Source organism: Paenibacillus sp. N3.4 (assembly GCF_008017805.1).
GTDB lineage: Bacteria > Bacillota > Bacilli > Paenibacillales > NBRC-103111 > Paenibacillus_E.
The window spans coordinates 1-12330 of sequence record NZ_VRTT01000127.1; the positions used below are offsets into that span (position 1 = coordinate 1).

Sequence of the window (12330 nt, forward strand, 5' to 3'; positions counted from 1 at the left end):
TTGGATAAAATTAAGTATTTGTGCCGGGTCTGCTTTTCTGGCAAAATCAAAAGGCCTCACTTGCAGCGTAGCCGTTAAACGATTAATAATATCGAGAGCGTTTCTGGGAACCCAATGCCTTTTCGAGAATATCTTTGGCATAGGCAATACCACCTTGAGAAATAAACTCTTGCGCTTTTAACGATTTATTGCTCATCCAATGAAGCATCGCTTTACTCCTTCTATGTCATATCCATCTAGAGGAACCCTCTCTCGTTGTTTATAAAAAATAGCCCCGCTGCAATCACGAGGCTATATAACTAGTCCTTACTTCTTTTTGAGCTCAGGAAAATTGAGGAGCTTGCCGCCCGTATCCAAATTGCTCTTATCGTACATCACACAATCAATTAGAACGTCCTTCTCTATCTTTTCACCATTAATAAGCTTAAGCGCATTCTGCACAGCGATATCTCCACCTGTCGGCGCATAAATCGTAGCATTCAAAATGCCGTCTTTGACATACGAACGTCCTTCTTGCGCCAATCCGTCGATGCCAATGAAAGCCATCTCTTTCTCTCTCCCTGAAGCTTTAGCTGCTAGATAAGCTCCATGCGTTGACGCATCATTGCCGCCAAATACAATGTCGACTTTATTAAAGCGGCCTAATACAGATTCCATTTCTGCACGTGCATTGGCTTCCAGCCATTTGACGTCCGCCGCAAAAATAACTTCCAGATCGCTTCCCTGAATGGCTTTCTTAAAGCCTTCATGCCGTTCGGCTCCTGGCGTAGAGGTCATAAGCCCTTCCAACTCAACAACCTTCGCTTTCTTGCCGTTGTATTGTTCAACCATCCATTTGCCTACAGCATAACCCAAGGTGACATTATCCGTGCCTATAAATTGCGTGTATTTATCGCCATCCACTCTTCTATCCATGACGAAAATAGGGATATTGGCGGCTACTGCTTTGGCAATAGGTTCAGTAAGGGGTGTGCCTTCAATCGGATTAACGATAATAGCGTCCACACCGGCACTAATAAACTCTTCCAACTGAGATCTTTGACGCAGTACATCGTTCTGAGCATCTTTATAGAGAACCTTTACATTCGCATGTTTCTCCGCTTCCATCTTTACATCAGCGTTCATTTGCACCAACCACGGCTCGCCCAGATTTCCTTGGCTCATCCCGATTGTAATGGTCCCTTTCGTTGTGGTTGAACCTCCTTTTGTGTTTTCCTTGGGTTTATTTTCTCCGCAAGCAGCTAATAACATGGTAATAAGTAACACGATGACAACGGATTTGGCGCTCATCGATCTCTTTGTCTTCATTCTTAAAACCTCCCCATTTTGATAACACATTTTCATCTTTCACACTTCATGCCATTACTTGCTTTTTTTCCGCTGTGCAAGCACAGCAACAACGATGATGAGACCCGTAATCATCAACCTAATAGCTTCGGGCACAGCATTGATACTTAAGATTTTTCCAAATAACCAATCGTCAAGATGCCCAAAAGTGTGAGACCCATACCGCCTCGCCCACCAGCCATACTGGTACCGCCAATCACAACCATGGCAATTGCTGTAAGCTCATAAGCGTTTCCGGTTGCCGGATCTCCTTGTGTTTCTTGAGCAGCCTGAGCAATTCCCGCTACGGCACTCAATATACCTGCGAATAAATACCCCAATGTTTTGGACAGTCTTACAGGAACACCGGAGAGCCTTGCGGATTCCTCATTTCCTCCAATCGCATATAGCTGCCTTCCCCATTTATGTTTGGCAAGCAGAATCCATGTGATGATGACACAAATGATAAAGATGACGGTCACCACATTGATATTGCCGCCGAGTATCCTGGAATCAATGGCCGAGAAAATATCAGGCAGCTTTTTTATTGCGATATTTCCTGATGCATCGGTCACATACGTTGTCACCTTCTTGTCACCCGTAATAAACCTTGCCAATCCTCTTGCAAAAACCATCATGGCTAACGTAGCGATAAAAGGCTGGAGCTTCGCATAAGAAATTAAACTGCCCGATATGGCTCCTATCATAGCTCCTATAACTAAACAAACGATGATCGCCGCCCAGGCCGACCATCCTAAATGGATGGTAAAAACAGAGAACAAAACGGCGGTTAGGCCAAGTGTACTGCCAACGGCAAGGTCAATACCTCCTGTTATGATGACAATTGTCATTGCACACGCCAGAATTCCAAATACGGATGCATGGCGGAGCATATCCCTATGTGTCCCTATTTTCAAGAAGGCACCATCCGCATTAAAGATGAACCCTAAAATAAGCACCAGGGCTAAAGCTAGCAACGCTCTCCCTATTTCGCTTTTCAGCACGGATTTTACCATTCCTGCGCCAGATGTTTGAGGCTTTACGACTACGTTCATGATTTTGTTTTCTCCTTTCCCATAGCTGCTTCCAGAACTTTTTCAGCCGTTGCCTCATCTTGTGTGAATTCCGCGGTTATTTTCCCGCGATGCATCACCATAATCCGATCGCTTAAAGCAAGAAGCTCCGGCATCTCAGAGGTAATCAGCAGAATAGCCATCCCTGTTTGGGTTAATTCATTAATAAGTGCATAAATTTCATGCTTAGCGCCAATATCAATTCCTCGAGTAGGCTCATCCAGCAGTAAGACATGCGGCTTTATTTGCAACCACTTGGCTATAGCGACCTTTTGCTGATTGCCTCCAGACAAATTTCCGACTTCTGTTTCGTAAGATGGGAGACGCAAACCCATCATCTTGCCGTGTTCTTCAGCTACCTTCTTCTCCCTGCTCGCGCTTATCCAGCCCCACTTCGTCAAATTGTTTAAATCCGCCAGACATGTATTATCCGTAATCGACATAGAAAGAACTAGGCCTGTAGCCTTCCTGTCATTGGTCAAAAATGCGATGCCATTTTGGATTGCGTCACCAGGTGATTCAACTTGTATTCGTTTCCCGTTAAGAATAAGCTGGTCTACCGTCTTTTTTTCATACCCTCCAAAAATGCCCATCAGCAGTTCGCTCGCTCCTGAACCCTGCAAACCTGCAATGCCAAGAATTTCGCCACTTTTTACGGATAAACTGACGCCATCAACCAATTTTTTTCCTCTTCCTTGGTTTTCATAGACAGTTACCCGCTCTACGCTAAGCTTCTCTTCCCCAGACAATTTCCCGCTTCTAGCAATAGGCTCAGATATATCGCGACCGACCATCCAATTGATAAGCTTAGGAATAGGCAAATCCTTGGCCAGCGAGGTTCCGACATATTTACCGTCGCGCAGCACCGTTATGCGGTCGGCAAGCCTCTCGATTTCTTCCATCCGATGGCTGATATATACAATCCCGCAGCCACTTGCTTTCAATTTATCGATTAGCGTATATAAGGTTTCGACATCGCGGGCATTGAGTGCACTGCTCGGCTCGTCCATCACGATAACCTTCGCATGAATACTAACCGCTTTCGTTATTTCGATAAGCTGCTGAATGGAAATCGAGCAATTTTCTATCGCCGTATCAATATCAATCTCGATGCCCATATCTTTAACAAGCGCCTGCGCCTTGGCTCTGTGCCGCTTATCCCGCATAAATCCAGCTTTGGTATCCGGCCGGCCAAGAAACAGATTATCCGCTACACTCATTGCAGGAATTAAGGAAAGCTCTTGATGAATCACTGAAATACCAATTTGGTTGGCTTCAAGGGGCGATGAAGGGGCTACCTTTTCACCATTCAACCATATTTCTCCTTGAAAACTTGTATGTACACCAGAGAGAATTTTGATCAAAGTGCTTTTTCCTGCTCCATTTTCCCCAGCAAGAACGTGTACTTCCCCGGGATAAATATCGAAATCTACACCTTCCAACACCCTCACATTTCCGAATTTCTTCCCTATTTGTTTCATTGCAACGATTGGGTCTATCTGATCATCATTCACTTTCCGCACCCCCTTAGTATTCACACATTCGACAGTTAGGCTTATGCTTACTCGCCAACGATTTGAACCCGGACCGTACGTTCTCTGGCGCGAATCTGGTCAAAATCAGCAAAGTATACCCGTCCGAACTGACCCAACTCCAGATTTCCCTGGTGAATGGGAATCGATTCCGATCTGCCAAGCAGACAAGATCTTAGGTGCGCATCTGTATTCAAACTCCAGAAGGCTTCCTCTTTCAGCTGCGTGCTCGCATAATCGATATGTTTAGGACCTGGGTGCAAGTACTGTCCTTCGGTTTGGCAAGTAGGTACTATTTTCTCAAATACCGTTACTAAATCCTGAAGAAGAAACTCGGTTCCCCAGTAATTCGCATCATGGGATTCCTCCTGAATAAGGACACTGCAGGTTGTATGCTGGGAGTAGACGAGAAGAATGCCATTTGTTATACTCGACTTTTCCTTAATTGCTTGTACTTGCTCTGTGACATCATGAAAAGTTGGCCTTCGATCTGACTGGATCGTAAAAGATTCGTGATAGACGGTCATATGTGGATCCCCCTTTGAAATTTGCTGATTACATTCAAGAATGTGCCTTATCCCATGCTTCACGCATAGCTTTAATCATCTCTTCCAGCATGGCGAAAGGATCATCAGCTTTGATAATACCGCTGGTTGAACCCGTTGCTTCCGCGCCTAGCGTTACAAGATCATATACATCCTTACCGCTGCTAATTCCTGCACCATGAAGAACGCGAATACGTGGATTAATAACGTGTATTCCTTTATTTAACTCAACTAGATAACTTCGATTTTGCATACCCTGATGGCCAACGCCAATTAATTCAGGAGGTTCTGCCAAAATAATATTCGGCTCCAGCTGTGCGATAGCCATTGCTTCTTCCGTTGTATCCGCGCATACTAGTGTGGCCAATCCAACACTGTCCGCCCGTTGAATCGCTTTGTTCATTTCTGCCAGCGTCAACCTTTTCTCGGCGTGATTCAACAGAATACCTATTGCCCCCGCTTCTTTAATCGCCTCGGCAAGCACCGAACCTACCCCTCTGCCGATTTCAAGGGAATCCATATGTTGTGCAAATACATGAATATGCTCGGTCTCCGCTGCAATGCGTTGTATATCAACCGTTTGCGGTGTAAAAATAATGGGAACGCCGTACTGATGACTAATGCGATCGGCTTCTTTAGCCAGTTGTAGCGCTTTCTCCCCATACAAATAAGCTTTCGGCCCTATTTCAAAAAAAGGTGCTGTGATTTCATAATTCATGTACATAGGCTGCCTCCTTTCTTTGGAATTTCATGTTAACCTCAGCGAATGATTTGCATATCCTTGTATTTACAAAACATAGCGAGCTCCTCACGAATGTCTGCATACACGATGGCATAATGATGACTGCCCATATTTTGCGCAAATTCATCCAAATCCCCATCCAGCACAATTTCCGTAAACGGATATTGCGGCATATCCAGTTCACTTACTTTTCCGATATCTCCCAAGGCATTCCCTGTTGTAAAGTGCAGCGTGAAGCGTCCATCCGGTTCTTTAAGAAAACGCCCCATCGTGACAACGCCTTCTTTTAAGTGATTCTTATTGGTGATATACCCGCTAAACGTTGCCCCAAGCCCCTGTGCGCTTTCGTCGGGAACATCGCAAATAATTTGATCATTCAAGCACATACTTGACGGCGCATAACCACAAGCTCCAACTAAGGCATTCTTCCCTGTCAGCTCATGAATATCGGCATACGTAGTCGTCAGCCCTCCTGCTAAATAATTCATAACCGTTTGCGTTAAAAGAACAGGGATATCTGCCTCACAAGAAGCGACAACAGCATTGCCGATTACCGATAATGGAATGCAAGGGGTTAAACCGTATTCTTGGCTGAGCTCAAAATGACATTTCAGCGTAATTGCCTTTAAATCATGTTCATCAACAAACGCCCTCAAAACTACATACATTCTTACAATACGATCTATACGATCACCGATGGTTACAGCCAAGTGGCTTTCCACATGCTTTCTACCTTCTATATAAGCCATACTGCTGCTGTCAAGCGCTTCCATTCTCCGAATGAGGGAATAGGCATCAATATGCATGAGCTCCGGACCGAATTTCGTACGCATCTTGGTTACATCAATGTCACCGATCGACATGCCGCCAAACAGATAACCAACCGTTGCAAATCTGGACTTATCCAGTAGTGATATCGCTCTGGCAACATTCGCCACCTTGCCTATATGCGCTTTGATTTTCTCATCGGTTTCCGGATTGCCAGGCAAGTGATACAGGTATTCGTGTTTGATGCCCATTTCGCGAAGGGTTCCTTTCACGACGCCTGCCCCTGCGGTTGATCCAAGCCCTACACGCGCTCCATTTTTGTTAAAAGTTCCAAATCCCCAGACGACAATAGGTTTATGGAAGAAAGGCTTAGCCGCTCTGATAACCAATACCGGCTCAATCCATGTAGGAACCAGAAGCACAACAAAATCGTAATTTTCTGCATTGTAGCTGCAGACGATCTCATCAGCATCGTCATTATAAACGACGACTTTTGTAAAATCGCTCTCTAATTCAATCTCGTTGAGCAATTGTTGGGAAGTCGTTATTTGCTCGGTGACCAAATCTTCCGGATAACCTTCTCGAAACCGAAAAGGAATAATTAGGGCCTTGGGCTTTCTCATTCTTAATACCTCCCTGATGTAATTCATGTACCTAAAAGATTACTAGCACATACAGCCTATATAGCGCTGGCTATTTTCCTTAAGAATGTTGCCGTTTCAGGCAGCTCAATCTCCGGGACACCTGAAATGCCACATTCCAAATTCATGAAACCCTTGAAGTTAATCTCGTTCAATGCCTCAAAGCATGCATGCCAGTTGGTATGTCCATGGCCCGGAAGCAATCGGTTATTATCACCGAGGTGTACATGTTTAATTAAAGATCCAGCATTCTTGATACTGCCCGGCAAATCCACTTCTTCTATCGACATGTGGAAGAAATCAGGCAATAAACCACTATTGGCTAATTGCGCTTTTTCCAAAATCGCCTTGCAATCCTGTAAACGGGTAAGATACTTCGTCTCATAGCGATTGATTGGCTCTAATAAAATATAGGCCTCACTTCCAGCCGCTACCTCACCCAATTCCTTTAATACCTCAATAAAAGCTTGTTCTTCGGAATTCGACATTTGCTTATAAGGCTCAAAAAGAGGTAATGGGTCTTGGATACCATAATCGAATTCCATTTCGGTCATAGCGCCGATTTTTTTGCAAACCCCAATCGCATCCTTATACATAGCCATTGCTTTTGACTTGAGCTGTTTGTCAGGGCTCATGAGATGTCCATACACAGAATCCATAAACACAAACTCACAAGGAGCGATTCCTGTATTCTCTTTAAGATGAAGGAGTTCTTCAAGCTTCTCTTCGCTCCACTGGGCATAGCTGGTAAAAACCGCAATCCCATCGTAACCCCATTGACGCAATTTCTCCGCTTTGTCTGTTAATGAGCGACCCGGAACCATCACATCGCTGCATGACAATTTAATGTCCATTTGCATTCCTCCCAAGTAAAATTGACTGACTGGTTAGCCTATATCTAATTTGCCGCACTTACAGAGAGCCTATCGTAAGGAGCAAGTTAGCGTATTCCCGTTGATCACCCGTTGCGATAATTAATGCCGTATCTTCCTCGCGAACAGTCTTATAGAATTCGAATCTTTCTCGTGCAGTAAACGGCATATCATAGCCGTTGTCTTGCATAATCTGCTTAAATTCATCCCATACGCGAGGTTGTGTCTGGCCTGTCGGTACATCCATCACCTCGGCTGCCTCAATGATCTTGGCAGAAAGAATAGCTTCCAGAACCTGGGTGCTGTTTACCTGTCCGGGTGCCAAATTCAAGTGGATGACTCGGGCATTTCTTCCGCCAGTCGTGGAGACAGGATAGTCTGCATCAGCAATCAATACTTTTGCGCCATGACCCGCTTTTCCGAGCGTATAAAGGATATCAGGATGAATCAATTTCATCTTTAACATGTTCCTTACTCCTTTAGGTTGTTATTAAAAACGAGGAAATCACACTTTCATAATCACTTGAAATAATAACGTTGTAAATAATGAATAAATTAGATAAATACAGGTTATTCTTGAAAAATAACGAAATGAAAACGAATGCAAAGCATTTACACGGAAGATATCGCTAATAATTTCGTTTGTTTTCTGTTTGACTTTTATTACAACGTTGTTATTGGTAATTAAAACACTTTCATATTTGTTTGTCAACAGATTTTATAAGGTTATATGCATATCGTTTCATAAATCTAATTGTTTTTACGTTATTACAACGTTATCATGAAATCAAGGAAATAACTTGAAATTACAACGATTTAAGCAGTTGCACAACACAGCCAATGAATTTTGGTACTCGTGACAAATTTCTTCTCCTTACAACCATGATTCCTGGCATAAAAAAAGCCTTTATAGAACTTCATCGTTCTAAAAAGGCTGTGGTAAATGAAGTATGAGGCTCTGTTCATTAACAAAAGACACGTCATTCAAGAAAATTGTTTCACGACAAAGTCATACAGATATTGAAAATCCAATTGAATGATTTCGCAATCGAATGCCGACTTGGACGAGCAGACGGAAAGTATGTAATCTATCTCTAATTCATACTGTTGAAAAAAATACTTTTTATTCTCAAATTCACAATGAAATAAAGCATCTTTTTGAATATGGATGTCATTCAGCGGGATTTGCAATCCCCTGCCTACATGTTTAACTAAACTTTCCTTTAATGTCCATCTGGAGTAAAAGTAATGCAGCTTTTGCTCTTCCGAAACGCTAGTTAATTCTTCAAGCTCTTTTTTGGTTAATACCATATTAACAAGAGAGAGATCAATATCCTTTATGCATTCAATATCAGCTCCAACGAGCACGGTATCTATGGCGCACACTACATAGGCTCCGGCGTGCGAAACGTTAAAATGAAAAGGCTGCCCCGCTTCAGTTATAAACGGTTTCCCATAGGAATTATAGTGAAATTGGATTTGACTGTTCGGAATCTTCAACTGATTGTTGATTACAAAACGAACCAGTAGGTCACTGACCAAATGACGGATTCGATCCTCCAGCTTGATCATTTTGCCGATCTTCCTTGCTTTTTCAATGCTAATAAAGGTTTGTAGATGATTATAAATATCTTCTTGCATATATGATTCTATCTTTATAAAGTAAATTTTCGTCATATAAGCTCCTTAGTGAGTGAAAACACTTCTTCTGGACTCATCACCGTCAATAAAAACGCATATTTCTCATACTACTGAAAGTAACACATCTGAAAATTTTTCTCAATGTTTGATATTCATCAAACTATCGCCAGCAAGCGCAAAAAAGGAAAGCCCAATTACGCAGCCTTCCTTATCTATTCATTCCTATTCATTTAAGTCCATACTCTTTCTTAATCGCCAACAGTTGGTTCGCATCATCATATTCTTTCATTATCACATTTCCGTGTAAATGGATCGTCTGTCCATCTGTCTCAGAAAACGAAATGAGTCCGTTGGACAAATCAACGTTCTCATCCTCGAGCACCCAATACTTGGTTGGTTTATTGGAAGCATCAAGCAGCATGACAACGAAGCTACCATCTATGCTTTCGTTACTATCCGATAAAATGCCTTGCATCCATTTATAAGAGGTTAACATGTAAACAGCTAGCATAAACAATAGAACAATACATGAAATCCCAATAATGAGCTCTTTCTTTTTCAATAAATTTCCACCTTTACTAATCATAGTTCAGCTTCATTTGGAACTTGAAAGAGCTCATCGTGTAAACATGTCCTATTTCAGTGATTTTATTTTGGCTTTAAGCTTTTTAGCGGTTGCTTCTAAAACCTTAAGTTTTTTCTCATATTTATTGATTTTGGTTTGATCTTTGGAAACCTTTGCTTCCTCCAATAGCTTTTTAGTACGCTCAATTGACTTTTCGATGTTAGCAAGTTCACTCTCTGCACTTTTTTTCTCAGACTTTACCGTATGCGTTTGTTTGGAGGTATGTACCGTTGCGTTATGTGTCGATGTCTTCGTTTCTGCGAAGGCGGACATAGGGAAAGCTGCAGTAAGTCCTGTAATGGCTGCGATGACTACGATTTGTTTCAATTTCTTTGCTAACATAGGTATCCCTCCAAATGATAAATCAATGATTGCGTCACTTTTCTACCATTATAACCCTTTTACCTTAAAAATAGATGAAAAATATTTGGCCGTCTTTTTCCTTACCTCAACACATAGCCACCATCAGGAAAGAGAGTGCTTCCGGTTGTATATCGATTCGTCATCAAATAAATAACAGAATGGGCAATTTCTTGAACATCCCCTACACGCTCCAATAGACACATCCCTTTGTAGGCCTCATAGGCTTCTGTTCGTTCTTTCTCCGTCCGGATCGTGCCTGGTGCAACAACATTAACGCGGATTGGTGCAAGTTCAATTGCCAAAGCTTTGCCCAAGCTTTCTATTGCACCATTGCAAGCCGCATACGAAGCAGCTCCTGGAATTGGCCGCTGGCTGGCAGCGCCGGACATGAGTACAATGGATCCATGCTGAGAAAGAAAAGGAACAGCATACTTCGCAGCAAAATATTGCGGCCAAAATTTACCTTGGAAACAACTCTCCGCAATATCCGTACTTGCTGTTAAATCCGGCATCTCCATACTATCGATATAAAATATTTCATTCGTTATGCCGGCTTGTCCACCTATCCATTTCGCATCACGAAACAGGGGCATTTGCAGTAAATGCTTTACAGAAAAAGCGGTGTCGTCCATATGTCCACCTCGTGTTTGTTGTTAACTCGATGTTACCTTTTTAAAATAAATTTGTAACGAACCAAAAAATACTTTTCCTTGATTATAATGAAGCTCGCATTGGTATCCATAGGAACGGGAGGCTGCTTCCACAGCTTTGAAAGCTGGCAAGGCAATCACATGACTGATAATCCGTTGAATGATATGATTGGGCAGCTTCGAAAACATCGTAGCATAAATACCGTCAGCGACCGAAATAAAGCTTGGAAATGAATGTATATTGAAATAAGAAAGCGTGACGATGTCTTGAGAAATTTCCTTCAGTTCTTTATTTACACGGTTAAGATTGATTGTCATATTTTTATAAAAATAAATTCCATAACCTATCTTGTTTGTTAGGGGATTCAAACGTTTTTTCCATTGAAGCATTTTGGCTTGCTGATACGTATCGAATCTTTCTAACCATGTTTGCCAATGAAATAGAGCTTTAAGTGTGTTTTTCATGCTGCTGCTCCTTTATTTTCAGCTATTTAGTTGACCATGTAGGCCTTCTAGCCGAATTTATCACTTTCAAAGGATTTGACGTATGCAATGCTAAGGCTGTTCGATAAATAGCAATGGTAATTGTAGGAAGGTATACGTTGAAAAGGCCTGGCATAGGAAACTCCTACGCAAGCCTTTTTCTTCATCATATCCATGCTGTTCGCACTAATCGCCTCTATTCCACCATAAATCGACGAATATCAGCTAATAATGATTTACGATCAAAGGAACCTTTTTGAACAATATCGTTCACATAACCGTTGAGTTTCATTCGTTCATCAAGGCTAATTAATTTAGCCGTCAACACCACGACGGGGATGGTACTCCATGCTTCCTGCTTGCGTAGTTCGGATACGAATTCAAATCCATCCATTTCAGGCATCATCAGATCAAGTAAAATCAGTTCTGGCACTTCCTTTGCCACACATGCAATCGCGTCCCGACCATTTAAAGCCTGAGTTACAGTAAAGCCTTCATTACGCAGCAGCTTTGCCATCATCTCATTGGTTGTCACATCGTCTTCAATGACCAAAATCGAATGGCTCGATTGATGTCCAATATATTTATCAATGACCTTAATTAATTGGTTTCGCTCTACGGGCTTCGAAAGAATTTCAGTAGCTCCCAATGAAAATCCTAACTTCTTCTCGTCAGTCATAGAAACGATGATGACAGGGATATTGTTCAGCTCCGGATCACTTTTGAGCGCAGACAGTACACGCCACCCATCCATACTCGGCATCAGAATATCCAAACAGATTACTTTCGGATGGAATTTTTTAGCTAAACGCAGCCCCTCTTGCCCATTCTCGGCAAATGCTAAGCTCCAGCCTTTTTTGGCTAAATATCTACGCATCAATTGCTGGTTGGACGGTTCGTCGTCAATCAGAAGAATGCTGACTTCACTGCTCTCTTCTGTCTGATCGTCAAGGTTTGCAGCAATTTTGTCTATGATAGGCGGGGATTCAGCCGGACACAACGGCAACCAGCACGTAAATGAACTACCTTCTCCAAGCTCACTTGTAACGCCAATCGAACCACTCAAAAT

At 42.4% G+C, this 12330-nt stretch carries 14 protein-coding genes and 1 pseudogene; all 15 read right to left on the reverse strand.

The window, feature by feature from the left end; all coding sequences use genetic code 11:
* A pseudogene (locus FU659_RS33135) lies at positions 1–175 on the reverse strand (flagellar motor switch protein FliG); the annotation flags it as partial.
* Positions 176–306: 131 nt separating this feature from the next.
* The gene (locus FU659_RS33140) at positions 307–1308 is read right to left on the reverse strand and encodes a substrate-binding domain-containing protein (RefSeq protein ID WP_187274561.1); all 1002 of its coding nucleotides are present in this window, start codon (positions 1306–1308) and stop codon (positions 307–309) included.
* Positions 1309–1454: 146 nt separating this feature from the next.
* Positions 1455–2381 (reverse strand): ABC transporter permease, encoded by a 927-nt coding sequence (locus FU659_RS33145; RefSeq protein ID WP_222708709.1) that lies wholly within the window; start codon positions 2379–2381, stop codon positions 1455–1457.
* Entirely contained in the window at positions 2378–3913 is a 1536-nt protein-coding gene (locus tag FU659_RS33150) for a sugar ABC transporter ATP-binding protein (RefSeq protein WP_222708710.1), read from the reverse strand. Before FU659_RS33150 ends, FU659_RS33145 begins: the two co-directional genes overlap by 4 nt.
* A 47-nt stretch (positions 3914–3960) precedes the next feature.
* Positions 3961–4458, reverse strand: coding sequence for a YjbQ family protein (locus FU659_RS33155; protein ID WP_147951436.1), 498 nt, complete (start codon positions 4456–4458; stop codon positions 3961–3963).
* Between the two features lie 34 nt (positions 4459–4492).
* Positions 4493–5194 carry a triose-phosphate isomerase gene (locus FU659_RS33160; RefSeq protein WP_147951447.1) on the reverse strand — a complete coding sequence of 234 codons (702 nt, stop codon included), beginning with the start codon at positions 5192–5194 and terminating at the stop codon, positions 4493–4495.
* A 41-nt stretch (positions 5195–5235) separates the two neighbouring features.
* Positions 5236–6609 carry a hypothetical protein gene (locus FU659_RS33165; RefSeq protein ID WP_187274562.1) on the reverse strand — a complete coding sequence of 458 codons (1374 nt, stop codon included), beginning with the start codon at positions 6607–6609 and terminating at the stop codon, positions 5236–5238.
* 56 nt (positions 6610–6665) lie between these two features.
* Positions 6666–7481 (reverse strand): sugar phosphate isomerase/epimerase family protein, encoded by an 816-nt coding sequence (locus tag FU659_RS33170; protein ID WP_187274563.1) that lies wholly within the window; start codon positions 7479–7481, stop codon positions 6666–6668.
* Between the two features lie 58 nt (positions 7482–7539).
* Complete coding sequence (locus tag FU659_RS33175; RefSeq protein ID WP_147951439.1) at positions 7540–7965, reverse strand: RbsD/FucU family protein; 426 nt, start codon at positions 7963–7965, stop codon at positions 7540–7542.
* Positions 7966–8483: 518 nt separating this feature from the next.
* Complete coding sequence (locus tag FU659_RS33180) at positions 8484–9140, reverse strand: 4'-phosphopantetheinyl transferase family protein (protein ID WP_222708711.1); 657 nt, start codon at positions 9138–9140, stop codon at positions 8484–8486.
* Positions 9141–9366: 226 nt separating this feature from the next.
* The gene (locus tag FU659_RS33185) at positions 9367–9702 is read right to left on the reverse strand and encodes a hypothetical protein (RefSeq protein WP_147951441.1); all 336 of its coding nucleotides are present in this window, start codon (positions 9700–9702) and stop codon (positions 9367–9369) included.
* Between the two features lie 72 nt (positions 9703–9774).
* The gene (locus FU659_RS33190) at positions 9775–10107 is read right to left on the reverse strand and encodes a hypothetical protein (protein ID WP_147951442.1); all 333 of its coding nucleotides are present in this window, start codon (positions 10105–10107) and stop codon (positions 9775–9777) included.
* Between the two features lie 101 nt (positions 10108–10208).
* Entirely contained in the window at positions 10209–10760 is a 552-nt protein-coding gene (locus tag FU659_RS33195; RefSeq protein WP_147951443.1) for an SDR family oxidoreductase, read from the reverse strand.
* 21 nt (positions 10761–10781) lie between these two features.
* Positions 10782–11243, reverse strand: coding sequence for a hypothetical protein (locus tag FU659_RS33200; protein WP_147951444.1), 462 nt, complete (start codon positions 11241–11243; stop codon positions 10782–10784).
* A 214-nt stretch (positions 11244–11457) separates the two neighbouring features.
* The coding region (locus tag FU659_RS33205; protein ID WP_147951445.1) for a response regulator at positions 11458–12330 on the reverse strand (873 nt) is incomplete at its 5' end.